Raw genomic sequence first — 25313 nt, forward strand, 5'->3', positions numbered from 1 at the left:
AGATAAGCCGGAATACTTCTCAATGTTGACTGATTTGCTTCAACGGAAAGTGAAGCGCTGTTTCCCTTGCTGCTACTGAAAAACGATAAAATATTCTTGCATCGGAGCATAGCTCACGGATCGCTGTTAATAATTTGTTCTCATTGTTTGGATCGATATGGAATCCTTCACGGCCATCGGTTACCATATCGTATTTACCATCCTGGTCCGGAACTATCACGGGACGGCCGCAGGCCATGGCTTCCAGGATACTCCTGTCCGAAATCGTGGAGTCTTCACCGGGAGCAGAGAGATTGAGCACCAGGTGCGCCTCTTTGTAAAATGGCAGGAGATCATGCTGCGCGCCAAATACGCTGCAATTGGCTGGCAGCATACCTATATGATTGCGGACCACATCATCATCGATCGGTTCGTTCAAAACCAGTTTGAAACGGATGCCCGGCATTTTTGAAGCAATACGGAGAAAATGCCCGTTGGCAATCCGGTTATTGAGAGTAGAGATCATCAAAACGGTACAGGCTGTGCCAAGATGAGGAAGGTCCAGGTTGAATGCTTTCCGGAACCAGGTGGTTCTGCTGTTCTGATGGGGTTTATGTCCTGGCTTTTTCATATGCTTTGTTTTGACATCCTGTATAACTCCATATCTGTGCCAGCCGGATTTTGGGTCCGAAAAGGTTGATTATCAGTAAAAATGAAAAAGTAGGAAAAAGCTAAGGGTCTAATAATGGGAGAAAATTTCCAATTGCAGGAAATTCCATCACAGACCCATTTACCTGTCAACTGCCTTTTGCTTAACAAAACCTGCTAAAAAGTGCTTCCCTCCCTCGCTATCGTCTGAATTGATGCCGATACCCTGTGCATGACTGTTAGCATAACAGGACAGCATAATCGAAAATGCCAGGAGAACTTATTTCAACACGACCTCCACCCTGCGGTTCTTTGCTTTCCCATCATCTGTTTTGTTGCTGGCAACTGGAGCGAGTGAAGCTACGCCCTGCGCAGTTACCTGCGCTTTGTTGACGCCGTATTTTGTGGTGAGCTCGTTCACTACTGCAGCAGCACGGTCTTTGGACAAACTGAGGTTATGTTCCAGCGAACCGGAATTATCTGTATGTCCCACAATGAAAACATTCACTGGGTTGGCTTTGAGAAAGCTGGCAATATTCGTCAGCGTGGGCGCGGATTCTGCCTTGAGAGTGGCTTTGTCTGTATCGAAATAGATGCCATAGAAGAGAACCTTGCCTTCTGCATTCAGGTTGTTCTTTATATCATCTGCTGTCATCACTATATTCTGTTCCATCGGGGCTTCCATGATGCTGGACAAGGTGTAATTCCCGATACCATCGGTATACACTTTTATCCAGTATGTATTTCCACCCTGCTTGAGTTTGAAGAAAACTTTGTCTTTATAAAAATCATCATAAAATACTTCTTCACCGCCTTTCTGTTTTACGGCATTTTTGAAGTTGTTCAGGATCTGCAGAGGCGATGGGCCTTTCTGCCATTCGCCCTGCCATTTGAAGGTCATGCTTTCCAGTTTTCCTTCCTTGCCCGCTACAACATAACCGGAGCTGCTCTTTTTATCGGGTACGTAGATTTCCAGCTGATCGAAATCTTTTTGCGTAACGGAGTATTCATCTACCAGGAAGTTGGGCATGGTGGAGAATAGGGAATGGCTGGTAACACGGCTTTGCGCAGTTGCGATATTCATAGAAAAGGCCAATAGAAACAGGAGACAGATTTGTTTCATGGTAAACTTGTTTAGTAGTTGGTCGCAAAACTAAACAGAAGTAACATGCAGAGAGCGATCAGGCGATAAATTTCATCATCATTACCTTCACTTTCGTCATTAATCCATTTATTGTTGCAACATTTTCCGGCGGATCAGAAACTGGTGTCTTTCCGGATCTGGTCTCTTACCTGTTGCGCCCAGTTCTTCAGGGTGGTCCTTTCGGCGTCTGTGAGTTTGGCGTCTTTATGCGTCCAGGTGTAGGAGGGTAATGGCATTTCGTGTTTTTCCACTGTTTCGATCACTTCTTCCATTTTGTGATCAGCGCGTTTATAGGAGTATGCGGTGAAGGTGGAAAAATTGAGGTGACGCTTACCATCTTTGATATGGCTGGCCAGCCACCAGGCAACGGGTTGTATATTGCTGTACCAGGGGTACAAGGTATTATTGGAGTGGCAATCGTTACAGGCTTTGTCCAGAATGGGTTTTACTTCTGCGGGTATAGCATATTTAGTAGCGATATCAGTGGGAGAGGCAGCAGCTGCGATATTTTTTTCGGGCCTGAAGAATTGAATAATTACCAGTGCCAGCAGCAGTAGCCAGAAGAACTTTTTCATACCAGGGGATTTTGCCCAATATAGAGAATATTGGTGAGCGATGAATCGAAAAAATCATTAGCTTGCTATACGTCTTATGGAGAAGCATATCGTTAAGATCCTGTCAATCACAGAAGTTACTCATGATGTAAAAAGCTTTCGTATCGAAAAGCCAGCTGGGTACGGGTTTATGCCAGGTCAGGCCACGGAGGTCTCTGTGAACAAGCCGGGATGGGAAAAGGAGCGGAGGCCGTTCACCTTCACTTCCCTGAATGAAGAGTCAACGCTGGAGTTCACTATCAAGCGGTATGCGGACCATAACGGAGTTACCAACCAGATCCATCAACTGGTTCCCGGCGATGAGCTGATCCTGCGCGATGTGTGGGGAGCCATCGAGTACAAAGGTCCGGGATATTTCATTGCAGGTGGGGCGGGAATTACCCCATTTATCGCAATTCTGCGGCAATTGAAAAAAGATGGACGGGCTTCGGGGAATGTGTTGTATTTTTCCAATAAGACGGCCTTTGATGTGATCCTTGAAAACGAGTTGTATGAGATCCTGGGAAAAGATGCGCATTTCATTCTCTCCAAGAATGAAACACCAGGTTACGAGCACGGATACATCAACAGGGCATTTCTAGACACAAATGTTACTGATCTCCGCAAGCACTTCTACGTTTGCGGTCCTGATAGAATGATTTCAGATGTCAATGGCGCACTGGAGCAAATGGGTGTTCAGCCCGATGCTGTAGTGTTTGAAAAATAAAAAGCCGCTCTATCTTGAGCGGCTTTTGCCTTTGATTGTTGTTTCTGGTGGCTATACCCGCCGGCCTCTTCTCTTGTGAGCTTCCGCCGTGGCGGATTCTGGCTCAGGTAATCGATCGATCGCTTATGATCTTCAATAAGCATATCTGCCATATCCCTGCTGAATCCATGACGAACGAGTACTCTTTGTGCTGTTATATCGCTGGCCGTTCCGGTTAGCGGATAACTGGCTATCTGCCATCCGCGGGAACGGATCTTGTCTGAGATATCATAGAGGTTGAAACCAAGCGCTTCTTCTGCACTTTGCTTCATCGTCCAGCACGCTCCCGGCCATCCGTGGCGGCCATCGTAAAGGAGATCGAAATAGCCCATCTTTCCCACTGCGCCGGCAATATATGCGGCATGGTCGTTGGTAAGCATCAGAAGAAGATTGCGCGTTTGTATCGGTTGCGGTCCTTGTGAAACTGGTAACCGAGATGCCATTCGAATACATCGGAGGAACCTCCATGTGCTTTCACTGTGATGCCGGCCAGGTAATGTTTCAGGAATCTTGCACGCAATCCCACACGCAGGTAATGCTTTTTATTCTCATCATTGAACTCATTTCTCTTGAGGTAGAAGCCGATGCCCAGTGGAACGGAGATGCCGCGGCGGAGGACCCATTCTCCATTGATGGTGATGCCGGAACTGAACTGCTTGCTGAATTTGGATTTGCCTGGTGTGCTGTCGCGATACTGGCCACCAGCTGCATAAAAAAGATCTGCGCCCAGGCCAGCGCGGAATTTGTAGGAGAACTGGTAGAGGCCCTGTGCGGATAAAGTATTCTTCACGTAGCGTGTGCCACCAATCATGTATTGTTTTTCGCCGGCGGAAAGGAGGAGGTTGGCCAGAAAGAATGGTTTGAATTTGGGAATGGTATCATGCCTGGTATCGATATGCACTTTGTTCACACGATATGCGATGCTGATGGTGGCAGGCAGCATATTGATGCCATAGTTGGGGAGGGTGAACGCACTGTTGCTGAAATGCCGGAAGCCTGCGCCGCCGATCAATAACCAGTTTGGACTGAGTGTATAACTTGCATTGAGAAAGGCTGCCACATAACAGTTGTTACGGGAGCCGATATATTTATTGGATGGATTGGTGGCCTCATCGAAAGGATTGAAGCCAAAAGAAATTCCAAACGCTGCATAGTAACCGAAACGCCAGCGGCTCTGCGGATCGTAATTTTTGAAAGGGATATTGAACCAGCCGTAAAGCCCCATCGGCTTTCCAAAATTCTTATTGTGGAAAGTGGAATAATAGAATCCCACACCCAGTAGCTGGTGTCTGTACAGTTGTGAGTAGGTATCGGGAGAAGGTATCTGCCAACCTACGCGAAGATTGAAGGCATCGTATACGGAACTGTCCAGCAGGGCTTTTCCCGTGCTGCTGCCATCACTCATAACGTAAGCGATCTCCGGGCTGAGGATCAGCCAGAGCGCTTTGCGGGCCTTGAAAAGAGAATCCTGGTTTTGTGGTTTGCCGGAAAACACGCCGTTATCTTCCTGGGCTGTGAGGCCATGGCTAACGCAGATGAGTACACTACAGAAAGAAAAATTTTTCAGTAGCTTTTTGATCATACTTAAATATAATCAAAAAATGTACTGCATCAATACTTGTACTGGTATTGAATTTTCCCGATCAGCGCTTTTGATTTGGAATAGCATTCGTCTTTAGTTTTCAGTCCTTTTTCATCGTAGGTGTAGAACCATTTCTGGTAATCCCCTTCGGAGGTCACCAGCATGGTGGCAATGCGGCCATTGGCATCGTATTCGAAAATGTAATCGGGGATAAGCCGCTGGGCTCTTTCATTATAGCGAACGATATCGGTCAGGCGTTTCTGTTCATCGTAATAATAGAAAACAGCAGGTTGTTCCTTGCCGCGGAAATGACTTCTTTCCTCCACCAGATTGCCTTCTTCATCAAAAACAAAACTCACCAGCGTGGTGTCTTTACCGTTTTTGATCTTCAGCATTTTTTCTGGTCTTCCATTATTGTTCCAGGTCCAGATATGTTCTTCTTTCAGGATGAATTGTCCATCTGAAGTGGAAGAGCTGATCAGCCTGCTGAGTTTGTTGGAGGGCAGGTAGTAATATTCGATGCTGATCTTGTTGCCGTCGCTGGTATCGATGGTGGACTTCAGCAAACCCTTAGCATCGTATTCGGCAATATTGCGGTTGGTGCCGCTGAGGCCGGTGGTGGTAGTGGTGGTGAGGGTGGAACCGTTGCCGGTGATCACCTGTTGACTGGAGAAACCTTCAATGGGCTGGTTGCTGCCGTCGAAGCTGAGGAACTCTACACTGCTTACGCGGTTCTGAACCAGCAGGTCTCTTCTTTTCATGGTTTCCCTGGTCATCAGCACATCATTGTACCAGAACTGGCTGAAACCAGTGCAAAAACTGAGCAATCCCAAAACGATCAGAATAAGTGCTTTCATATACGGTTATTAACGAAGGTGCGCCTTCTTTTTATACAGGCATCGCAAAATTTTCTCCAAAATAGCGCCTTTCCTTATTTTTAGACAAAAATACACCCCAAGTGTCCCACGGTAAAGAACGTCACGAGAAAATCTGCTTAAACTGCAAGTCCGAACTTATTGGGAGATTCTGTCAAAACTGCGGCCAGGAAAATATCGAACCGCATGAGACAGTCTGGAGCCTGGTAAGTCATTTTTTTGCCGATATCACGCATTTCGACGGCAAATTCTTCAGCACTGTCCGTTATCTGATAACCCGTCCCGGGTTCCTGTCTAAAGAATATATCGCAGGCAGAAGGGCCAGTTACCTGCATCCGATCAGGATGTACGTTTTCACTTCGGCATTGTTCTTCCTTATCTTCTTTTCCACTTTCCAGATCAAACGAGATGACTTCGATGGAAAAGTGACTGCCGTAATGCAGGGCACCAATAATCTGGACCTTGACAAAGCGGAAACGAAAATGCTGAAGAAAGCAAACACCGCCACAGATTCAGCGGATGTGAAAGCAGCATATGATGCCATCAGAAAAATGCGTGACCAGGTTTTGCTGAATCCCAAAAAACAGGGACTGAAATTCAAACCGGAAGGAGAGGGTTTCAATTTCGTGGATTCCGTATACCGGTCCAAAAAAGACTACGATTCTGTACAGGCCTCACTTCCGGAGTCCGAAAGGGATGGATTTGTGATGAGAAAACTGCAGTACCGCAGAATTGAAGTACAGGAAAAATATCAGGGAGACAATAAGGCATATACAGTGGACGTGATGAACAAGTTCCTGCATATGTTCCCCTATCTGCTCTTTGTATCATTACCATTGTATGCATTGTTCCTGAAATTACTGTACGCACGAAGGAAGCAGTTCCTGTATGTTGATCATGCACTCTTCCTGATCCATTTGTACATTTTTACATTCCTATTCCTGCTGGTACAGATCGCGTTGTTCAAGCTGTGGGAGGAATATGAATGGATCTGGCTGGGATGGCTGATCTTCCTGCAGTACCTCGCAGGTATTTACTACACGTATAAAGCGATGCGGAAGTTCTATGAACAGGGGAGAGGCAAGACCTTTGTAAAGTTCATGCTGCTCAATTTTCTATGTGGCATTTCCCTGGTACTTCTATTTGTTGCTTTCCTGTTCTTGTCATTATTTCGTACCTAAATTCATAGCATGGAAAAGGAACCTGTTGCATTAGCATTCATGAGGCTGGTGAATATCATGGACGATCTCAGGGTGAAATGTCCCTGGGACAGGAAGCAGACCGAACAGACCCTTCGCCAGATGACTATCGAAGAAACCTATGAACTGGCCGATGCTATTACAGACAAAGACTGGAAAGGCATCAAAGAGGAGATAGGAGACCTGATGCTGCATATGGTGTTCTATGCCAGGATCGGCGCAGAACAGAACCAGTTCACCCTGGAAGAAGCGCTCAATGGTATTTGTGAAAAACTGATCAGCCGCCATCCCCATATCTACGGCGATATCACCGTAAAAGACGAGGAAGAAGTAAAACAGAACTGGGAGAAACTGAAGCTCAAAGAAGGAAAGAAGTCTGTTTTCAGCGGAGTGCCCGTTTCGCTTCCCGCTGTGGTGAAAGCCACCCGGATCCAGGAAAAAGCCAAACAGGTGGGCTTTGAATGGGATAACAAAGAACAGGTCTGGGAAAAAGTGGAAGAAGAAACGGCAGAGCTGAAAGAGGCCCTGGCGCTGGACGATCAGGGTAAGATGGAGGAGGAATTCGGCGACCTCCTGTTCAGTCTTATCAATTACGCACGGTTTTTGCGGATAGATGCCGAAAATGCGCTGGAAAGGACCAATAAGAAGTTCATGGCGCGTTTCACCAAAATGGAAGCCATAGCCATGGAGCAGGGAAAAAGCCTTAATGAAATGTCCCTGGCTGAAATGGATGCCATCTGGGACCTCATTAAAAAACAAAATCGCGGCATTTGAAGCAACTGGTAAGCAACTGGCTATTAAAGAATGTATACCTGCTGGCGGCCATCGCACTCTTTGCCGCGGCTTTCATCCTCAATAAATATGTGATCGATAATACGGCGGCCCGCTACTATGCCCGCCAGATCGAAAAGAAAATTCAGGAAAAAGAGAAAGATTTCAATAAGCTCATAGCCGATGTGCACCTCCTCAGTTCACTCGCGGACCGCGCTTATACAGAAGATACCCTTCAAACGGTGCTGGATACCCGAAAAGGTTATGGTATTTTCATCTTCCGCCGCGAAGCATTCGTTGAACCACAACTCAAATTCTGGAATACGCAAATAGCTGTTCCGCCCGCCGTTCCCCAGCATAAAGACACAACGCTGGTGGTTCGCCTCAACAATGGCGTGTATATCCATGTGGTGAAACTGATGAAGCTGGACGATGGTAAGAATTATTCAGTAGAAGCGCTGATCCCTGTATTGTACAAATATTTTGTAGAAAACGAAAACCTGCGCAAGGAATTTGCCGATGCACCCGATGCTGTTCGCAGAGTGGATATAGCCAATTCCATTACCGAATTCCCGGTGAGTGATCTCAATGGACAAGTATTGCTCTACCTGCAACGCATCAGCGTACATCAGCTGGAACACAGCAACTGGAGCATCGCATTGGTAGCCATCGGTTTCTTTTTCCTCTTTCTCTACCTGCACCAGCTGGCCGACCGTGTGCGTGAAATGTATGGGCTCTGGTATGGTGTACTGTTCCTTATCGGCTCCATTGTGTTGCTTCGGTTAGGCACTTACTATTTCCCGGATGTACTGGACCTCCGGCAGTTCGAGCTCTTTGACCCGGCTATCTACGGATCAAGTTTTGTATTGAGCTCCCTGGGCGACCTGCTGATCAACTCTTTGCTCTTTACCTGGATCATCGTGTTCATCAACCGCCGGTTCGATACATCGCGCATCCATCCGTATAGCGAGCCCTGGAAGAACTGGCTACTGCTCTGCGTGATCCTTACAGCACAAGTGATCTTCACCTTTACTTTCGCAGGCATTGTACAGAGCCTGGTTGCCGATGCGCAGATCTCTTTCAACGTAACCAATTTCTTCAGTCTTACACAATACAGCTTCATCGGGTTTGTGATCCTCGCCACACTGGCCCTGAGCTTTTTCTTTTTATCCCAGATCCTGCTCACTATCGCGGGACGACTGGTAGGCGACAGAAACTATATCACTTTTATCATTACCGGTTTTATAGGATTGCTGCTGCTCAGTTTCAACCGTAACAATTCCATCGTGGAGCTGAATCTGTTTGTGCTGCCCTGGCTGGTGGTATTTGTGTGGCTGATGCAACTGAAGATCTTCGCCGGACTCAACCTCAGGCTGAATATTTCAGAAGTATTGTTCTGGCTCGCTATCTTTTCATCGTCGATCTCCGCTGTGATCATTTTTGAAAACAGGAAGATCGAATTTGAACAGCGCAAGCGATTTGCAGAAAAGCTCACGATGCAGGCCGACCCCTCCGGTGAAAGACTGCTGAGCATCGCCATGGCCTATCTCGATAACAATTTCCTGGCCCCGAACTTCCATCGTTTTGAAGACCGGCAGAGCAATGCAATGTTGAAGGACAGTATCGTGAAAACCAATTTCACAGCCTATCTCAACAAGTACGATACCAAGGTATATACTTTCAATAAAGAGACTGCGCCGCTATTCAATTCAGACCCCGGCTCCTTCGATACGCTCAATACTATTTTCCGGATCCAGGGTAAGCCTACGTCCATTCCCGATATGGCTTATTTTGAACGAAGCTTCGACAAGTATTCCTATATCTTCCGCAAGGAAGTGCGCGATGCGAACGACAGCACTATCGGTTATTTCTTCATCCTCTCCGACCCAAAAAGATATAAGAGCGATGCATTGATCCCGGAACTGTTCAAGCAATCCAGGGAACTGGTGCCGGAATACAGCACAGTGTATTCTTATGGTATCTATGACTCGCTGCGGCTGGTGAATCATTACAACGACTATCCATTCCCGACAGAACTGCAACCCGGTCAGATCTCGCGCGATGAGTTCCGGGTAGTGAGTCGCGGCGACTATGAAGAGCTCTGGTATCGCGGCCTGCCAGACAAGGTAGTGGTGATTGCGCAGAAGAACAGTTCCTTCATGGAAGCGATCACACTGTTTGCCTACCTGTTCAGTACCTTCCTTTTCCTGATGGCTTCCTATCGTCTGGTGAGCCTGCTGATCAAGAGCCGCCTGCAATGGTCAGCTATCAAACAAAGCTGGCAGCTCAGCATCCGTTCACAGATCCATAGCACCATCATCAGTGTGAGCCTGCTCTCCTTTGTGGTGATCGGTATCGCTACCATCCTGTTCTTTGTGAACAGGTATCATCGTAATAACCAGGACAGGCTTTCACGCGCCATCCAGATCATGGGCAATGAAGTAAAGAAGAAGATCGTGGACCATGCCATCTTCAACGACGGTGTAATGCTGTACGAGCCCGGCTTCAATGATGAGATGAAAGACCTCATGGGAGAGATCTCCGAGATCCATGGCACCGATGTAAACCTATACGATACACTCGGCGATCTTAAAGTGAGCTCGCATGCCGATATATACTACCGGGGAGTATTGAGCGAAAAAATGAACCCACTGGCTTACTTCAGGCTCAATAACCTGCATCAGGTGCAGGCTGTAACGGATGAGCAGGTAGGCAAGATCAATTACCTGAGTATTTACAGCCCCGTACGTGATGAATCGGGAAATGCCGTGGCTTATCTCAATATCCCGTCTTACAGCACACAGGGTGAGCTTAAACAGGAGATCTCCAATTTCCTGGTGACCATCATTACACTGAATGCTTTTATCTTCCTCATATCCGGCGCTATCGCGGTGTTCATCACCAACCGGATCACATCGAGCTTCACCATCATCACCCAGAAGATGCGTGATATCAACCTGCGCCAGGTGAACCAGGAGATCGAATGGAAACGCAACGATGAGATCGGTGTACTGGTGAAGGAATACAACAAGATGGTGCAGAAACTGGAAGAGAGCGCCGATGCACTCGCGAAGAGCGAACGTGAAGGCGCCTGGAGACAAATGGCAAGACAAGTGGCGCACGAGATCAAAAACCCGCTCACGCCCATGAAGCTGAGCATCCAGTACCTGCAGAAAGCCATCGACAATAATTCCCCTGATGTAAAAACCATGACGGGCAATGTGGCCCGCACACTGATTGAACAGATCGATCACCTGAGCAAGATCGCGTCCGACTTCTCGCAGTTTGCCAATATCGGCAATCCGAGAAATGAAGTGTTCGACCTGCATGAACTTTTATATTCTTTATCTTCTCTCTATACTGCTACAGAAAACCTGGATTTTGCCTGGGAACCTGTATCGTCCAAAGTGATGGTGTTTGCAGATAAAACGCAACTCAACCGCTTGTTCACGAACCTGATGCAGAATGCGCTGGAAGCCGCTTCCAGTCATGATCTTCGGATCGTTCGCATGCACGAGGAACTGGAGGACGATCATATCATCGTGAGTATTTCCGATAATGGCGAAGGCATTCCTGAACAAACCAGGTCAAAATTTTCACACCTAATTTTACTACGAAATCTTCCGGAACTGGCCTGGGGCTTGCCATGAGCAAAGGCATCGTTGAACAGGCGAGGGGGAGATCTGGTTCAGCACTGTTGAAGGCGAAGGAACAGTGTTTTTTGTGAAGCTGCCGGTGTTGAGGACGTCCTGAGGTTGCTATCGCAAAGGGATATGCGCAATACTGGCTGTGAAACAAACCAGCGCAGTTGGATTTTATTTGGGCTTTTGTTGGACGGTGGGCGGTAGTGCAGGAATGGGCTTTGGAGCTTTTGTTTCGAAGGCCAGTATTGCGTATATCCGCTTTGCTCAACCGCTGGAGGGCGGCAACTGGGGCGGCAGCTTTGAGGAACTCCGCTTGGCGCCTGCAACAGTGTTCACAGATCTTGGGAGAGAGGAGAGTGGGGGCGTCATTCCTGTGGAATGGTAACATTACAGACTATGAAGTGTGGGGAATATGCGATACTTACGCTCGATGAAATTGAAAAGCCTTTGACTTATACGGGAACAAATACTTTTGATAGTAAAGGTTCGTTGACTGGTAATGGAATTTCTGTGCAGGGAAATAGACTGGCTGGTCAGGAAGTGCTGCAGGTTGTCTTTGATGCCGCATCGAAGGCAATGAAGGATTCACTGCCATTGCAGGAAATTTTGATCCTGGCCATGGAAGCAGGAGCAAAGGCAGGTGGCGATTAAAGATGCGGAGAACGAAAAGCTTCCAGCGCATTTCTTACAGTATGTAAACCAGATGATGTAGACAAACACTGGTTAAACCTGGTAGTGTATGGAACAGATGACAGGATCCATGCTGTTGATGAACAGCGCCGGAAGTATGATCAGTGGAAGATCAATAACAAAGCGGGTAATTGAGCTTATATTTTTTTTCAGGGATATTATAGGGCAAACTTTGTTTTTCTCGCTGCCAGGTAATTCTCCAGTTCCGTTCTACTGAAGCTGCTCAGGTTCATTTCTTTCGTCAATCCTCCTTTTTGTGCAGCCAGCACGCCAAACCTGCAATCAGCATAGCCGTCAATAGTATGCGCGTCGGGGTCTACCGAGAGTAATACATTCTGTTGCATGGCCGCATTGATGAAACGCCAGTCGATGTCCAGCCTGCGAGGGTGTGCGTTGATCTCCAGCACCACCTGGTGTTCTGCACAGGCTTCGATGATCTGCTGGTGGTTAACGGGGTAGCCAGGACGGCTGAGCAATAATCTTCCCGTCATATGTCCGAGGATAGTGGTGTAAGGATTTTTGATGGCGTTAAGGAGGCGCATCATTGCTTTCTCTTCCGTCATTTTAAGATTGGAGTGCACTGAAGCAATCACCAGGTCAAAAGTGGAAAGGATATTGTCTGCATAATCCAGGGAGCCATCGTTGAGGATATCGCATTCGATGCTTTTGAAAATACGGAAGGGTGCGAGTTTGGCATTGAGCTCATCTATCTCCTGGTGCTGCGCGCGGATACGCTCTTCCGTTAGGCCGTTGGCATAGAAGGCGCTCTTGCTGTGGTCGCTGATCACGAGGTATTCATAGCTGAGCGCGATGCAGGCCCTGGCCATTTCTTCCAGTGTGTTGGAACCATCACTCCATTTGCTATGGCTATGGATGATGCCTTTGATATCGGTTGGCTGGATCAACTGGCCATTGCCTGGGGAATGCAGGATTGCTGCGGTTTCCCGCAATGCCGGCTCGATCCAGGGAAGTTTCACTGATTCAAAGATGGCTTCTTCGGAAGCAAAGGTCTGTGTGGCAGATTCCAGTGCGCCGGGAAGGGATTGCCATGCCTGACTGAAATCTTCGCTGCTGCTGGTGCTGAAAAGCGTGGCAAAGAAATTGTCAGGCCTTGCCAGGTAGAATTTCAGCGGAATATTTTCGGCTCCTTTTACGGTAAGTGTATTTTCTGTTGAGTTTACAGTGGAATAATTATTCGCTTCAAAGAACGGTTGCAGAACAGCGTTAGTGGCAGTGGTTACCCATGCCAGTTCATCGATGATCTCCAGTTGGCGGCGGAAGGAACCGGTATGCGCAAACTGTTGTTCCTGGAACTGGGCGGAGAGCAGTTGTTGTACATTCATCGCATAGGTTTCGATCTCCGCATAAAGATGACTGCCCTGGTTACGGAAATAAAATTCTATCGCATCCTGAACGTTCTTCTGTGTTTTCTCACCAAAACCTTTATAAAGGGTCAGACGGTTTTCGTTACAGGCATAGAGCAGCTCTCCAAGAGATTCGATCCCCATTTCCTTCCACACTGTAGCGATCTTTTTGGGACCGAGGCCCTTAATGTTGAGCATCTCGATAACACCCGGAGGTGTTTTGGCGATGATCTCATGCAATACACTCAGCTCTCCTGTCTGCAGGATCTCGATGATCTTCTTTGCAGCGGAATCTCCGATGCCTTTTATGGAGCTCAGCTTATCTGCGGGTATATCTGACAGTTGTTGTGGCAATTTTTCGATGGTAAAGGCGGCAGTGGAATAGGATTTTGCTTTGAAACTGTTCTCTCCATGGATGTCCATCAGTTTTGCAAGCAGGGAGAACTGGTCGGCGATATAGTAATTGTCGATTGTCATGATGCAACAAAATAATAAACGGAGATGGTACTCTGCTAAGTAGGAGAGGATAATGATGGAATGACGTGATTGGAATGCGAAGGTAGTGAGATCAATATTACTGCGTAACCGATGCTGCGAATGCAGGGAATACAAGTGGGGGAATGGATTGATAAGGGTAGATGGTGAAGATGAGGTGGACCTGATCCGGACCGGAGGCCGGGAAGGAGTGGGCTGAAAGCCAGAACTAGCGCAGGTTTCAGGAGTATATACAAAGAAAAAGTCCCGAAGAAACTCCGGGACTTGATATGTTCTGCGTTCCAAAGGATTACTTAGCAGCCTTCTTTGCAGCTTTCTTAGCGGCTTTTTTAGGAGCAGCTTTCTTAGCGGCTTTCTTTGCAGCTTTCTTAGGTGCAGCTTTCTTTGCAGCTTTTTTAGGAGCAGCTTTCTTAGCGGCTTTCTTTGGAGCGGCTTTTTTTGCAGCTTTCTTAGTTGCCATGTTTTTGTGAATTTAACGGTTAGTAAATAGAAACTTTCTAAGGTAAAAGTATAAACTAATTTCAAACCACCAAAAAAAATTTCACAAAAAATGACAAAAAAGCGCTATGGCATGTCCTAAGACATCGCTACAACGCTCACTACAGTCTTATCTTCCTTCGTCTTTCTGAATTCTACAACACCGTCGCTAAGTGCGAAAAGTGTGAAGTCTTTACCAACACCAACATTTTTTCCAGGATGGTATTGAGTACCGCGTTGACGAACGATGATGTTACCGGAGATAGCAGGTTGACCACCGAAGATCTTAACGCCAAGGCGTTTGCTTTGTGAGTCACGACCATTCTTTACGCTACCTTCCCCTTTTTTATGTGCCATGATAAAAGAGTTTGAGAATTTTTAAATCTGGATTGTCAGGAGCTTCAGGCTCATCACAAGGCTTGCTCATGTATTGCATGAACAACTCCGTGTGATAATCACCGTTGGCTTATGCGATTTCAGTTACTTTGATCTTGGTATACTGAGTGCGATGACCATGCTTCTTGCGGAAGCCCTTCCTTCTTTTCATTTTGAAGGCGATCACCTTATCTCCCTGTACTTGCTCCAGGATCTCGGCTTTAACGGTAGCCTTTACATTACCGCCCACGGATACATTTCCATCGGAATCTGTCAGCAATACTTCAGCGAAAGACACATTGTCTCCAGAGTTTCCACTTACGCGCGGAACATATAAAGTCTGGTCCTTCTGAACCTTGAATTGCTGGCCTGCGATTTTAACAACTGCGAACATAGGTTTCCAAAAATTAGGAGTGCAAAGGTAGGGTTTTGTAACAGATTGTGAAGGATTTAGAGATAGTTTTTTTCAAATAATCCGGGCCCGATCATCAATAGTAACACAATAAATTGATTATCAGGCCCGTTTCAGTATAGTTTTGTTTTCGGTCAGGATGGGAATAAAAAGGGACGATCCATTCAGATCGTACTACAAAGATGTTGTTCAACTTCACAAAGTTGCATCATCATCACCCTGATTTTCAAATCATGTAAACTCGACCCGCAAACCTTTGTTTCATTTAATGAATTGACGTAGGTTTGTTTTTTAACGTTGATTGGGACTTATGCAGATCAAATCTTTACTGGCAAAACCATTTGCCCACTACATATATAAAGGTATCAGGAAGGGAATGCACACGGCAGTGGAAGATCAGGAGAATATCTTTAAAGAACTTCTCAAAACGGTTAAACTGACCGAATTCGGCAAAGACCATAACCTGCAACAGGTTTCCGTATACGAAGAGTTCATCCAGGCCGTACCCATCCGCGATTACGAACAGTTCAAGCCTTATATCGAAAAGATCAAGGAAGGCAAACACAATGTGCTCTGGAAAGGCAAGCCCATCTATCTTGCCAAAACTTCCGGCACCACCAGCGGGGTGAAATATATCCCCATCTCCAAAGAATCGATCTCCAATCATATCAACTCGGCGCGTAATGCCCTGCTCTGCTATATCGCAGAGAGCGGCAACAGCCAGTTCACCAACGGGAAAATGATCTTCCTCTCCGGTTCACCCGAGCTGGAAAGACTGGGAGGCATTCCCACCGGCAGGCTTAGCGGCATCGTGAACCATCACGTGCCCAGCTATCTCCGCCGCAACCAGCTGCCTTCCTACGAAACCAATTGCATCGAGGACTGGGAAACCAAGCTCGATAAAATTGTGGAGGAAACCATCAAACAGGATATGACGCTCATCAGTGGCATTCCACCATGGATGCAGATGTATTTCGATCGCCTGATGGAGCGCAGCAATGGGAAAAAGATAAAAGAGATCTTCCCCAATTTCTCCGTGATGGTGCATGGTGGCGTGAATTTTGAACCATATCGCCAGAAATTGTTCGAGAGCATCGGGCAGAAGATCGCGGCAGTGGAAACATTCCCCGCTTCCGAAGGGTTCTTTGCTTTCCAGGACAGCCAGCATGCAGAAGGATTACTGCTCAATACCAATAGCGGCATCTTCTTTGAATTTGTTCCGGCAGGAGAGATCTTCTCACCCAATCCAACCAGGCTGAGCCTGAAAGATGTAAAAGTGGGAGAGAACTACGCCCTGATCGTGAACAGCAATGCTGGCCTCTGGGGTTACAATATCGGAGATACCGTGAAGTTTGTATCAACCAACCCTTATCGGTTGGTGGTAACCGGAAGGACCAAACATTTCATCTCCGCATTTGGTGAGCACGTGATCGGTGAAGAAGTGGAATACAGTCTCATCAAGGCAGCGGAAGAAGTAGGTGTGCATATCACCGAGTTCACCGTGGCGCCATTTGTTCAGCAAGGCAAAGGAAAGAGCTATCACGAGTGGTTCATCGAATTCGAGAATGCGCCGGCTGACCTGAGTGGCTTCGCCAACAGGGTGGACAGCTATCTTCGTCAGAAGAATATTTATTACAACGATCTGATCACAGGTAACATACTTTTACCGCTTCATATCCGTTCTGTGAAGAAAAATGGTTTCATCGATTACATGAAATCCATCGGCAAGCTGGGAGGACAGAACAAAGTGCCCCGTTTAAGCAACGACCGTAGGATCGCCACTGCACTCGAGCAGTTCATTGAATAAGCGATTGAATTTTCATCAGACGATTGACCAATTCTATTTAAAACATGTCAAACAGTTTTCCTCAGAAACGTATTGCTTTATTCGGATCCACAGGTTCTATCGGAACTCAGGCTTTGGAAGTGATTGCGGCCAATCCCGACAAATTCACTGCCGAAGTGCTGACTGCCCACAGCAATGATGAACTGCTGGTGAGGCAGGCATTGCAGTTCCATCCTAATATTGTTGTTATCGGCGACGATAAGAAATATGCCAAAGTGAAAGCAGCGCTGGCCGCTACAGACGTGAAAGTGTTTGCAGGCGAACAGGCTCTGGAAGAAGTGGCTGCGATGGATTGTTATGATATGATGCTGGCCGCCATCGTTGGTTTTGCCGGCCTTCGTCCAACGCTCAAAGCTTTGGAGATCGGCAAGGCGATTGCACTTGCCAATAAAGAAACCCTGGTAGTGGCAGGAGATATCGTGATGCAAAAAGCCGTGGAGCACCGCGCGCCTGTGATACCGGTGGACTCAGAGCATTCCGCCATCTTTCAATGCCTGGTAGGCGAAACACGCAACCGCATCGAGAAGATCGTGCTCACTGCTTCGGGCGGTCCCTTCCTGGGGAAGAAGCCGAATTACCTCGTGAACGTGAAGCGCGATCACGCACTGCAGCATCCTAACTGGAATATGGGAGCGAAGATCACTATCGATTCCGCTACCCTCATGAACAAGGGACTGGAAATGATCGAAGCCAAATGGCTGTTCAATCTGAAGCCTGAGCAGATAGAAGTGCTGGTGCATCCGCAAAGCATCATCCATAGCATGGTGATGTTTGAAGACGGCAGCATCAAAGCGCAGATGGGCCTGCCCGATATGAAGCTGCCTATCCAGTATGCGATGGCATTCCCCGGCCGGATCCCGAACGATTTTCCAAGATATGATTTCCGCAAACCTTCACAGCTGAGCTTCGAAGAGCCGGATGTGAAAACATTCCGCAATCTCACGCTGGCCACCGATGCGCTTTTCAAGGGAGGTAATCTTCCCTGCGTGCTGAATGCGGCCAATGAAATTGCGGTGTATGCTTTCCTGCGCAACAGGATCGGATTCCTGGACATGACGGACCTGATAGAGAAAACCATGGAGGCGATCCCATTCATAGAGCATCCCACACTGGAAGAATATTTTGAGAGTGATGCGGAGGCCCGTAATTTCGCCGCTTCGGCAATTAAGCTTTGATTTTCAGGCCATCTGCCGGAACCGGAACTGTTTGAGCTCCGTTAATAAATTGGGAATTTATATCAACGGCGGGCCTGGAACGCTGATATATAATGATTTCAGCATTTTTAATCGTACATTGAAAACCTGGAATTATTCACTTAAAAATTTACAACAGGATTCTGATTCATATGATAACATTGTTAGCAATCGATTGGGCAGTAGTAGGCATTAAGGCGGTACAGTTACTATTGTGTTTGTCCATCCTGGTAGTGCTTCACGAGATGGGCCATTTTCTCCCGGCCAAATGGTTTAAGTGCAGAGTTGAAAAGTTCTACCTCTTCTTCGATCCTTACTTTTCCATCGTTAAAAAGAAAATTGGTGATACCGTTTACGGGATCGGCTGGTTGCCACTGGGTGGTTATGTGAAGATCTCCGGTATGATCGATGAGAGCATGGACAAAGAGCAAATGAAACAGGAGCCACAGCCCTGGGAGTTCCGCAGCAAACCAGCCTGGCAGCGACTGATCATCATGATCGGCGGTGTAACCGTGAACGTGATCCTCGGCTTCCTGCTCTTCGCGATGATTCTGTTCGTTTGGGGCGAAAGAAAATTGCCCATGGCCAATCTGCCGCATGGTGTTGCCACCAATGTGATCAGTGAGAAAGCAGGATTGAAGAGCGGAGACAGGATCCTGAGCATCGATGGCCGACCTGTAGACGATTTCTTCTCCCTCACCAAAGATGTGATCCTTGATGAAGCACAGGTTTTGCAGGTAGAGCGTGATGGTCAGAAAATGGATATCCCTGTTCCCAAAGGAACTATCAATAGCCTGATCAAGCGCAAGGCGCAACTGGTTGAACCCAGGGTATATCCCATTGTGGACACTGTTGTGAGAGCAGTGACCAACTTCACTCAGGACAGCCTCGTGAAAGGAGACAAGATCATTGCCCTGAACGGTACAGCTGTTACCTATTTCGATGAGTTCCTCAAATCCAAAAAGGAGCTGAAGAACCAGGAGATCAGCATGACCGTTCTTCGTGGAGCCGACACCGTTGAAGTGCGTGCTAAAACAGACAGCAACGCTTCCGTTGGTTTCAATACCGATATTTACAAACAGGCAGGCGCATTCGATCAGAAATATGGTTTCTTCGCTTCTATCCCTGCGGGTATCCATAAGGGTTGGGAAACGCTAAGCATGAATGTAAAGAATTTCAAACTCCTCTTTACTTCCGATGAAGTGAAAGCCAGCGAATCGCTCGGCAGCTTTATCAGTATCGGTAATATGTTTGCCGATCAGTGGGATTGGGAAAGGTTTTGGACCATGACTGCTTTGCTGAGTATGGTGCTGGCCTTTATGAATATCCTGCCGATCCCTGCGCTGGATGGTGGTCACGTGATGTTCACACTCTATGAAATGGTTACCGGCAGAAAGCCTGGCGAGAAATTCCTGGAGTATGCACAGATGGTGGGCATGGTGCTGCTGCTGGCTTTGATGGCTTACGCGTTCGGTCTGGATATCTGGAGAACGATCACAGGAAAAGGATAACATTCCACGATATTAATTTCTGCTAAAACCCGCCAATGTGCGGGTTTTTATTTGCGCCGCCTTTTGTGCTGTTATGGAATTAACATAGTTTGCAGCCTGCAGCCGTCAACTAACTGTACTCCTTTGTCTATTTATCAATCATACGCAGAACAACAATTGCTTCTTCAGATCTCACGAAGAGATGAACTGGCTTTTGCAGAACTGGTGAAACGCTATCGCGAAAACATCTATACCACTGCATTGCGGCTGGTACACCGCCGCGTGCTGGCAGAAGAAGTGCTGCAGGATGTATTTCTGAAAGTATGGCTGAATGCAGCAGGTTTACCGGAGCTGGATAATTTCCCAGCCTGGCTGAATCGCGTAGCACGCAACACCATTTACACGGCTTTCCGGCAGTCGCTGAAAGAGAATGTAGTGGAATTGAACGAAGAGGTTGAAGAGGCCGCTCATTTCCTGGAGGAAGACAGGATACTCGATAAAGAATACAGCGCATTATTGCATGAAGCTGTGAACAGCCTGCCTCCCAGGCAGCAACAAACCTGGCGGCTTATTCGCGAGGAAGGAAAGAAAAGAGCGGAAGTAGCAGCCGAATTGAATATCTCCCCCGAAACCGTAAAATTTCATCTCGAGGCTGCTGTAAAAAATGTACGCGCCTATTGCCTCAGTCGCTTGCCTGCTGCTATCGCCATGCTTCTGATCGGCATCAAATAATTTTTTTCATTTCACCCTCCCCACTGCTGAATTTTTGGAGACAATAGTATTGAAGCTATTGTTATGACCACAGATAAACTGATTGAACTATTCGGAAAATGTCAGTCGCAAACGGCAACCGCTGCAGAGAAAGCGGTGTTGCTTTCCATGCTGGAAGATGCCGGTAATGAAGAAGCGATCAGGAACCTGATCGACGGGCAACTGGCGGAAGAAAAACCGTTGCAGGATATTTCAGATAGTACATTCAACGCCATGCTGGAAGCTATTTTCAGGGCAGGCAATAATCTGCCGGCTCCTGTTCGCAAAATATCTTTCCTGCAACGCTGGGGCAGGGTGGCTGCGGCTGTACTTATACTGTTGGCAGGCATTACGGCCATTGCCTTATTGATGAACAGGAAAGAGGAGCATCAGCAACCTGCACTGGTACAGTATCCGCTGGATCTGCCTCCCGGAAAAAATGGCGCGGTGCTAACCCTTTCCGATGGTTCACAACTGGTACTCGATTCATTGAACAATGGATTGATCGGTACACAGAATGGTGCAGCAGTAGTACTCAAAAACGGAGAGCTTGCTTATCAGCCAGCTGAACAAACCTCCGTAACTGTTACTTTCAATACAATGTCTACCCCCAAAGGAAGACAATTCTCTTTATTGCTTCCCGATGGAACCAAAGTTTGGCTGAATGCGGCTAGTAGTCTCCGTTACCCGACAATATTCGCAGACAATGAAAGGAAGGTGGAAATAAGCGGTGAAGCATATTTCGAAGTAGCGAAAGATGCCAGGAAACCATTTTATGTAAGCATTGGTGGTCGTGCAGCTATCGAAGTGCTTGGTACCAGTTTCAATGTGAATGCTTATGAAAATGAAGTGGCTGTAAATACTACGCTGATCGATGGATCGATTGCCGTGTCTGCATTGTCAGGTACACTAAAGCCAGGCGGCAACAGGGTTGTATTGCAACCGGCACAACTGGCGCGCATCACTACTCAGGCCGGAGCCAATACTCAACCGGAAAAGATACTCGTAGTGGATAATGTAGATACCGGAAAAATTACCGCCTGGAAGGATGGCATCTTCAACTTCAATGGTACAAGGCTGGAAGAAGTGATGCGGCAGCTTGAAAGGTGGTACGATATAAAAGTGGTGTATGAAAAAGAAATTCCCAATATCCGTTTCGGCGGAAAAATGAGCAGGAACCTTAATCTCGATGAATTACTGAAAATACTGGAAGCCTCTGAAGTCAGATTCAGGATGGAAGAAGGTCGTCGCCTTGTTGTACTTCCCTGATTTCATTATCCTATACTGTTATTCCATTTCTCCTTTCCTGGTAAACTTGAACAGTTAACTGTCAGTGATGAACCGTATACACGGGCTCGTCTGAATGCATGCTGCCCATCAAAAACAAAACCGCCACGGATTAGGCCCCGTAGCGGCGATGTTTGGGTTGATGCTAAACTCGATTGATAAGTTTTTTTCTAACCAAACTGCAACAAAAGTATGCAAAAAACTGCTTTTACTTTCCATTGCTGCGTCCTCCTGCAATCGATACCAGGATGGGGGATGAAGGGAAAGGAAAATTCCGGAAGGCTACTGCTGCTTCCGGTACAAACCAGGAGAATTATGAGACTGCTCGCATTTTATCTTTTAGTGGCTTCCTTTGCTGTTTCTGCTAAACCGGTAGCGCAAACCATTACGGTATCCGGCAAAAACTTTGCACTGGACCAGCTGTTCAATGTAATCGAAAAACAAACGGGCTTCATGGTGGTGTACAATATGGACCTGCTGGAAAACACAAAGCCAGTATCGGTTTCCGTTCGCCAAATGCCACTGAAGGATTTTTTGAAAACGGTATTCAAAGATCAGCCGCTTGGCTTTCTGGTTTTTGACAATACCAAAACCATTACACTGTCGAGGAAGCAGATAACGGCGCCTGTTCTGAAAGATATTTTGAACCTGTCGCCTTCGATGGATATTTCTGTGAGGCTGATTGCTGCAGGTACTGGTGAACCGGTAGCAGGTGCTTCCGTTACCATCAAAGGCCGAAGGGCGGGAACCATTTCCAGCAGTGCCGGGCAATTCTCCTTATCGAATTTGTCCGATACGGCTTCCATCCTCATCACCTCGATAGGATTTAATCCGGTGGAAGTATCGATAAAACGACTGGCCGCTCTCGAAACAGGCACTTCTTATTTGTTGAAAACCGGTAGTGTGAGAAAAGTGACTGCATCGGAATATGTGATCACGCTCTCGCTCGCAGATAATATACTGGATGAAGCGGTAACTACTGCTTATTCGAGAACCAGTAGAAAACTGGCCATTGGAACGATTGGTACAATCAAAGCGGAGGACATAGAAAAACAACCAGTATTCAATGCCCTTGAGGTACTGGCAGGTAAAGTGCCGGGAGTGAGTGTTACACCCATCTCGGGTAATCGCGCTGCACCTGTACAGGTAATCATAAGAGGGAAAAACTCTATCAATGAAACTACCAGTACGGATCCGCTGTATGTGGTTGACGGAATTCCCTGGACTACACTGAATATTTCCCCTTATTTCGGAAGGTTTCCTACCTCTCTGGGAGCTGTGCAGGGGGGCTTTACAAAAACATATGGAGAGAACCCATTGCTAAGCATCAATCCGAGAGATATTGAAAGAATCGATGTTCTCAAAGATGCCAATGCCACTGCCATTTATGGTTCACGGGGTGCGAATGGCGTGATTCTCATCACTACCAAAAAAGCCCAGAAAGGACCGGCCAGTTTCAATATGTCTGTCAGTAACGGATTGAGTTATGTGCAGAAATACAATACTCTACTCAATACACCGGAATACCTGGCCGTCAGAAGAGAAGCACTCATGAATGACGGAATTACCCCGGATATCTATAATGCACCTGATGTTATGAAATGGGACAGTACCAAATATACCGACTGGCAACGCTGGGCAGCCGGCACCGGAAGTACTACCGATATCAATGCAAGACTGAGCGGCGGTTCGCTGCAGACTAACTATTTCCTGTCTGCCACCTACAGCACAATAAAAGAACCCATGAACCTCGATGGAAAGAACCAGCGGGGCTCATTCAACTCCAGTTTAAATCATACCAGTGCAAACCGCCGGTTCAACATGACCATCGGAAATAACATGGCCATTACACGTGTGAAAGCTTATGCCATCAACGATCTGCAATCGTTACCCCCGAATGCACCGGATGCGTATGATGAAAAGGGAGAATTCAATTTTGAACCCTACAGGGGACAGTACATGAGTGAATTTCCATTCGGTGGTCTTAAAAAGCCGAGTGACAGTAAAACCTTTTCATTGGCAAGTCATATCAATGTTAGTTACGAATTGCTGAAGGGATTGACCCTTTCAGCAAGAGCAGGCTACAACTATTCCCAGAACGAAAATGGCGATTATACACCCGCGGCTGCCAGCGACCCCCTTTACCCAGGAAACTATTCAATGGCCTTCTTTGGTAAAACCCTGAACAAAAGCTGGACGGTTGAACCGCAATTACGCTACAATACTTATCTGGGAAGAGGCAACCTGTCTGTACAGCTCATTACCAATATGCAATCTGTAACCACCCGTAGTGAAACAGTTACCGCCAGTCTTTTTCCCAGTGATGAAATGATGAAGAGCTATATGTATGCCAGCCTGAAAGATTTCCAGGAGAACTATGGTGAGTATAAGAATGTTTTTGCTGTAGCAACAATCAGGTATGATTGGGACAATAAATATAGTATCAACCTCGTGGGGAGAAGGGATGGATCTTCCCGTTTTGGCCCCGGCAAACAATTCGGGAGCTTCGGATCTGCTGGTTTTGCCTGGGTAGCATCGGAAGAAGGATGGCTTAAAAAACTAATGCCCTCCTGGATGAACCTTGTAAAGTTCAGTGCCAGCTACGGCAAAACAGGTTCCGACAATATTGGTGATTATGAATATTTGTCGAGATGGTCGAATCTTCTGGTACTTGGAGGAGCAAACGGTATGCTTGCCTACAATAACGTCAATGCCTTTCATGTGATCAGACCGCTGAACCAGGATTTCCGATGGGAAACCAATTTGAAGTCTGACATCACAGCTTCACTGGGATTTCTCCAGAATAAACTCATGCTGGACATGACCTGGTACAGCGAGTTGTCGAAAGATCAACTGACAAATGTTGATATGCCGTTTATGACAGGTTTTGGTGCTGCATTGGAAAACAGAGATGCCCAGGTGCGCAACAGTGGTATCGAATTCAACCTGAGCGCAAATCTGATAAATTCAAAGGATTGGGGGCTCAGCCTTTCTTTCAATATCGGCAGGAATTGGAACAAGCTGGTTGATTTTCCCAGTCTCGAAAATTCTGTGTACAAAGGAAGATTAAGAGTAGGTTCCTCCACCTCCACCATGTATTTACTCAGATACACCGGCATTGATCCCATGACGGGGTACTATACTTTTGAAGACAGGAATAAAGACGGGAAAGTGTACAGAGGCAGCAATCAATTCCCACAGGAGGCTATTGATGACCGTTATATTGAAGTGGAGCAGGAAGTGAAATACCAGGGTGGCTTTGGCATCAACCTCAGATGGAAAAGCCTTATGTTGTCATCTTTCTTCGATTTCGAGAACAAACTGGGGCTGGATCCTTATCTGCTGATTGTTCCCGGAGGGAGATTCAATTCCGTGGTACCGGACGCCATCAAAAACAACCATTGGAAAAAACCGGGAGATCAGGCTATCTATCCCAGGTATACCACCATGCCTTCCTTGCTGGGCCCCATCGAAAATTCCGATGCAGCCTGGGTGAACCGGTCGTTTGTACGAATGAATACGCTTTCCGTATCCTGGGAGTTGCCTGCCACCTGGCTCAACCGTATTAAAATGAAAGGAGCTTCACTGGCGGTTCAAACAGGAAACCTTTTCATCTTCTCGCCCTATAAGGATATCAACCCCGATATGCAAAAACTGAGTTCGGCCATCCCGCGTTCCAGAACTATTACCACCAGGTTGTCATTCAATTTCTAAATAAGAAGTATGAGCATGA

The 25313-nt window shown here is 46.9% G+C and carries 23 protein-coding genes; 13 read left to right on the top strand and 10 right to left on the bottom strand.

Annotated features, from left to right (window positions below):
* Positions 1–19: 19 nt before the first annotated feature.
* The 3 genes from FSB84_RS18645 to FSB84_RS18655 all read right to left on the bottom strand — a co-directional run bounded on the left by FSB84_RS18645 (position 20) and on the right by FSB84_RS18655 (position 2346).
* Positions 20–610, bottom strand: a complete 591-nt coding sequence (locus FSB84_RS18645; RefSeq protein ID WP_130539416.1) for a glycosyltransferase — start codon at positions 608–610, stop codon at positions 20–22.
* 297 nt (positions 611–907) lie between these two features.
* Positions 908–1750, bottom strand: coding sequence for an OmpA family protein (locus tag FSB84_RS18650; RefSeq protein ID WP_130539417.1), 843 nt, complete (start codon positions 1748–1750; stop codon positions 908–910).
* Between the two features lie 134 nt (positions 1751–1884).
* Positions 1885–2346 carry a heme-binding domain-containing protein gene (locus FSB84_RS18655; protein ID WP_130539418.1) on the bottom strand — a complete coding sequence of 154 codons (462 nt, stop codon included), beginning with the start codon at positions 2344–2346 and terminating at the stop codon, positions 1885–1887.
* A gap of 76 nt (positions 2347–2422) precedes the next feature.
* On the opposite strand from FSB84_RS18655, the gene FSB84_RS18660 reads away from it, so the two are divergent.
* Positions 2423–3091, top strand: a complete 669-nt coding sequence (locus tag FSB84_RS18660) for an FAD-binding oxidoreductase (protein ID WP_130539419.1) — start codon at positions 2423–2425, stop codon at positions 3089–3091.
* Here FSB84_RS18660 and FSB84_RS18665 read toward each other — a convergent pair.
* The 3 genes from FSB84_RS18665 to FSB84_RS18675 are packed head-to-tail and all read right to left on the bottom strand — an operon-like array spanning position 3061 to position 5569.
* Positions 3061–3510 (bottom strand): hypothetical protein, encoded by a 450-nt coding sequence (locus FSB84_RS18665; RefSeq protein WP_130539420.1) that lies wholly within the window; start codon positions 3508–3510, stop codon positions 3061–3063. The genes FSB84_RS18660 and FSB84_RS18665 overlap by 31 nt on opposite strands.
* Positions 3510–4712 carry an acyloxyacyl hydrolase gene (locus FSB84_RS18670; protein WP_130539421.1) on the bottom strand — a complete coding sequence of 401 codons (1203 nt, stop codon included), beginning with the start codon at positions 4710–4712 and terminating at the stop codon, positions 3510–3512. The genes FSB84_RS18665 and FSB84_RS18670 overlap by 1 nt, the downstream gene beginning before the upstream one ends.
* Before the next feature lie 29 nt (positions 4713–4741).
* Entirely contained in the window at positions 4742–5569 is an 828-nt protein-coding gene (locus FSB84_RS18675) for an RHS repeat domain-containing protein (RefSeq protein WP_130539422.1), read from the bottom strand.
* A 101-nt stretch (positions 5570–5670) separates the two neighbouring features.
* Here FSB84_RS18675 and FSB84_RS18680 point away from each other — a divergent pair, with 101 nt between their 5' ends.
* The 5 genes from FSB84_RS18680 (at position 5671) to FSB84_RS18700 (ending at position 11852) form a co-directional block, all read left to right on the top strand.
* Positions 5671–6768, top strand: a complete 1098-nt coding sequence (locus tag FSB84_RS18680; RefSeq protein ID WP_130539423.1) for a DUF3667 domain-containing protein — start codon at positions 5671–5673, stop codon at positions 6766–6768.
* Between the two features lie 9 nt (positions 6769–6777).
* Positions 6778–7560 (top strand): nucleoside triphosphate pyrophosphohydrolase, encoded by a 783-nt coding sequence (gene mazG, locus FSB84_RS18685; RefSeq protein ID WP_130539424.1) that lies wholly within the window; start codon positions 6778–6780, stop codon positions 7558–7560.
* On the top strand, positions 7557–11207 hold the full coding sequence (locus tag FSB84_RS18690; RefSeq protein ID WP_147122260.1) for a sensor histidine kinase: 3651 nt from the start codon (positions 7557–7559) through the stop codon (positions 11205–11207). The genes mazG and FSB84_RS18690 overlap by 4 nt, the downstream gene beginning before the upstream one ends.
* A gap of 139 nt (positions 11208–11346) precedes the next feature.
* Positions 11347–11586 (top strand): hypothetical protein, encoded by a 240-nt coding sequence (locus FSB84_RS18695; RefSeq protein ID WP_147122262.1) that lies wholly within the window; start codon positions 11347–11349, stop codon positions 11584–11586.
* The gene (locus FSB84_RS18700; protein ID WP_130539427.1) at positions 11580–11852 is read left to right on the top strand and encodes a DUF1028 domain-containing protein; all 273 of its coding nucleotides are present in this window, start codon (positions 11580–11582) and stop codon (positions 11850–11852) included. Before FSB84_RS18695 ends, FSB84_RS18700 begins: the two co-directional genes overlap by 7 nt.
* A 197-nt stretch (positions 11853–12049) precedes the next feature.
* Here the strand turns inward: FSB84_RS18700 and FSB84_RS18705 are convergent, their stop codons facing one another.
* On the bottom strand, positions 12050–13732 hold the full coding sequence (locus FSB84_RS18705) for a helix-hairpin-helix domain-containing protein (RefSeq protein WP_130539428.1): 1683 nt from the start codon (positions 13730–13732) through the stop codon (positions 12050–12052).
* Between the two features lie 85 nt (positions 13733–13817).
* Between FSB84_RS18705 and FSB84_RS31460 the strand changes: the two genes are divergently transcribed.
* On the top strand, positions 13818–13949 hold the full coding sequence (locus tag FSB84_RS31460; protein WP_262713762.1) for a hypothetical protein: 132 nt from the start codon (positions 13818–13820) through the stop codon (positions 13947–13949).
* 90 nt (positions 13950–14039) lie between these two features.
* On the opposite strand, the gene FSB84_RS30820 is transcribed toward FSB84_RS31460, so the two are convergent.
* The 3 genes from FSB84_RS30820 to rplU form a co-directional block, all read right to left on the bottom strand.
* Positions 14040–14210 (bottom strand): hypothetical protein, encoded by a 171-nt coding sequence (locus tag FSB84_RS30820; protein ID WP_165434884.1) that lies wholly within the window; start codon positions 14208–14210, stop codon positions 14040–14042.
* A gap of 116 nt (positions 14211–14326) precedes the next feature.
* Positions 14327–14584 (bottom strand): 50S ribosomal protein L27, encoded by a 258-nt coding sequence (gene rpmA, locus FSB84_RS18710; RefSeq protein ID WP_127124514.1) that lies wholly within the window; start codon positions 14582–14584, stop codon positions 14327–14329.
* A 109-nt stretch (positions 14585–14693) separates the two neighbouring features.
* On the bottom strand, positions 14694–14996 hold the full coding sequence (gene rplU / locus FSB84_RS18715; RefSeq protein WP_127124513.1) for a 50S ribosomal protein L21: 303 nt from the start codon (positions 14994–14996) through the stop codon (positions 14694–14696).
* A gap of 328 nt (positions 14997–15324) precedes the next feature.
* On the opposite strand from rplU, the gene FSB84_RS18720 reads away from it, so the two are divergent.
* From FSB84_RS18720 to FSB84_RS18745, 6 genes are all read left to right on the top strand, one after another.
* Positions 15325–16821, top strand: coding sequence for a GH3 auxin-responsive promoter family protein (locus FSB84_RS18720; RefSeq protein ID WP_130539429.1), 1497 nt, complete (start codon positions 15325–15327; stop codon positions 16819–16821).
* A gap of 44 nt (positions 16822–16865) precedes the next feature.
* Positions 16866–18035, top strand: coding sequence for a 1-deoxy-D-xylulose-5-phosphate reductoisomerase (locus tag FSB84_RS18725; RefSeq protein WP_130539430.1), 1170 nt, complete (start codon positions 16866–16868; stop codon positions 18033–18035).
* Positions 18036–18205: 170 nt separating this feature from the next.
* Positions 18206–19564: an RIP metalloprotease RseP gene (rseP, locus tag FSB84_RS18730; protein ID WP_130539431.1), complete on the top strand. Its 1359-nt coding sequence runs from the start codon at positions 18206–18208 to the stop codon at positions 19562–19564.
* Positions 19565–19687: 123 nt separating this feature from the next.
* On the top strand, positions 19688–20275 hold the full coding sequence (locus FSB84_RS18735; protein ID WP_158643998.1) for an RNA polymerase sigma factor: 588 nt from the start codon (positions 19688–19690) through the stop codon (positions 20273–20275).
* A 63-nt stretch (positions 20276–20338) separates the two neighbouring features.
* Complete coding sequence (locus FSB84_RS18740) at positions 20339–21562, top strand: FecR family protein (RefSeq protein ID WP_130539433.1); 1224 nt, start codon at positions 20339–20341, stop codon at positions 21560–21562.
* Positions 21563–21895: 333 nt separating this feature from the next.
* Complete coding sequence (locus FSB84_RS18745) at positions 21896–25294, top strand: SusC/RagA family TonB-linked outer membrane protein (protein ID WP_158643999.1); 3399 nt, start codon at positions 21896–21898, stop codon at positions 25292–25294.
* The last annotated feature ends 19 nt before the right edge of the window (positions 25295–25313 follow it).

Source organism: Pseudobacter ginsenosidimutans (assembly GCF_007970185.1).
GTDB lineage: Bacteria > Bacteroidota > Bacteroidia > Chitinophagales > Chitinophagaceae > Pseudobacter > Pseudobacter ginsenosidimutans.

What these genes read in the sequence shown, in the direction of transcription:
- FSB84_RS18645 (WP_130539416.1), bottom strand. Translation starts at nt 610, where the DNA reads ATGAAAAAGCCAGGACATAAACCCCATCAGAACAGCAGAACCACCTGG.
- FSB84_RS18650 (WP_130539417.1), bottom strand. Translation starts at nt 1,750, where the DNA reads ATGAAACAAATCTGTCTCCTGTTTCTATTGGCCTTTTCTATGAATATC.
- FSB84_RS18655 (WP_130539418.1), bottom strand. Translation starts at nt 2,346, where the DNA reads ATGAAAAAGTTCTTCTGGCTACTGCTGCTGGCACTGGTAATTATTCAA.
- FSB84_RS18660 (WP_130539419.1), top strand. Translation starts at nt 2,423, where the DNA reads ATGGAGAAGCATATCGTTAAGATCCTGTCAATCACAGAAGTTACTCAT.
- FSB84_RS18665 (WP_130539420.1), bottom strand. Translation starts at nt 3,510, where the DNA reads ATGCTTACCAACGACCATGCCGCATATATTGCCGGCGCAGTGGGAAAG.
- FSB84_RS18670 (WP_130539421.1), bottom strand. Translation starts at nt 4,712, where the DNA reads ATGATCAAAAAGCTACTGAAAAATTTTTCTTTCTGTAGTGTACTCATC.
- FSB84_RS18675 (WP_130539422.1), bottom strand. Translation starts at nt 5,569, where the DNA reads ATGAAAGCACTTATTCTGATCGTTTTGGGATTGCTCAGTTTTTGCACT.
- mazG (WP_130539424.1), top strand. Translation starts at nt 6,778, where the DNA reads ATGGAAAAGGAACCTGTTGCATTAGCATTCATGAGGCTGGTGAATATC.
- FSB84_RS18700 (WP_130539427.1), top strand. Translation starts at nt 11,580, where the DNA reads ATGGTAACATTACAGACTATGAAGTGTGGGGAATATGCGATACTTACG.
- FSB84_RS18705 (WP_130539428.1), bottom strand. Translation starts at nt 13,732, where the DNA reads ATGACAATCGACAATTACTATATCGCCGACCAGTTCTCCCTGCTTGCA.
- FSB84_RS30820 (WP_165434884.1), bottom strand. Translation starts at nt 14,210, where the DNA reads ATGGCAACTAAGAAAGCTGCAAAAAAAGCCGCTCCAAAGAAAGCCGCT.
- rpmA (WP_127124514.1), bottom strand. Translation starts at nt 14,584, where the DNA reads ATGGCACATAAAAAAGGGGAAGGTAGCGTAAAGAATGGTCGTGACTCA.
- rplU (WP_127124513.1), bottom strand. Translation starts at nt 14,996, where the DNA reads ATGTTCGCAGTTGTTAAAATCGCAGGCCAGCAATTCAAGGTTCAGAAG.
- FSB84_RS18720 (WP_130539429.1), top strand. Translation starts at nt 15,325, where the DNA reads ATGCAGATCAAATCTTTACTGGCAAAACCATTTGCCCACTACATATAT.
- FSB84_RS18725 (WP_130539430.1), top strand. Translation starts at nt 16,866, where the DNA reads ATGTCAAACAGTTTTCCTCAGAAACGTATTGCTTTATTCGGATCCACA.
- rseP (WP_130539431.1), top strand. Translation starts at nt 18,206, where the DNA reads ATGATAACATTGTTAGCAATCGATTGGGCAGTAGTAGGCATTAAGGCG.
- FSB84_RS18740 (WP_130539433.1), top strand. Translation starts at nt 20,339, where the DNA reads ATGACCACAGATAAACTGATTGAACTATTCGGAAAATGTCAGTCGCAA.
- FSB84_RS18745 (WP_158643999.1), top strand. Translation starts at nt 21,896, where the DNA reads ATGAGACTGCTCGCATTTTATCTTTTAGTGGCTTCCTTTGCTGTTTCT.